Source organism: Stenotrophomonas sp. SrG, from assembly GCF_050031795.1.
GTDB classification, from domain to species: Bacteria; Pseudomonadota; Gammaproteobacteria; order Xanthomonadales; family Xanthomonadaceae; genus Stenotrophomonas; species Stenotrophomonas rhizophila_A.
This window is the reverse complement of the sequence record NZ_JBNBBE010001213.1, coordinates 1-237: the sequence shown is the minus strand read 5'-3', so window position 1 is coordinate 237 and position 237 is coordinate 1. Positions and strand designations below refer to the sequence as shown.

Genomic DNA, 237 nt, shown 5'->3' with positions numbered 1-237 from the left:
CTATCGCAATGCCGGTCGCGCCGGCACCAAGGCACAGAAGACTCGTTCTGAAGTGGCTGGTACCACCAAGATGTCGAAGAAGCCGAAGGGCGGCGGTGCGCGTCATGGCGCGCTGACGGCTCCGATCTTCGTCGGCGGCGGTGTCACCTTCGCGGCCCAGCCGCGCAGCTTCGAGCAGAAGGTCAACCGCAAGCAGTACCGTGCCGCCCTGTGCGCGATCCTGTCCGAGCTGAACCG

Annotated in this window: 1 protein-coding gene; it reads left to right on the top strand. The window is 65.8% G+C overall.

Annotation, left to right across the window (positions count from 1 at the left end; translation table 11 throughout):
- The coding region (rplD, locus tag ACQG3P_RS23285; protein WP_426806365.1) for a 50S ribosomal protein L4 at nt 1–237 on the top strand (237 nt) is incomplete at both ends.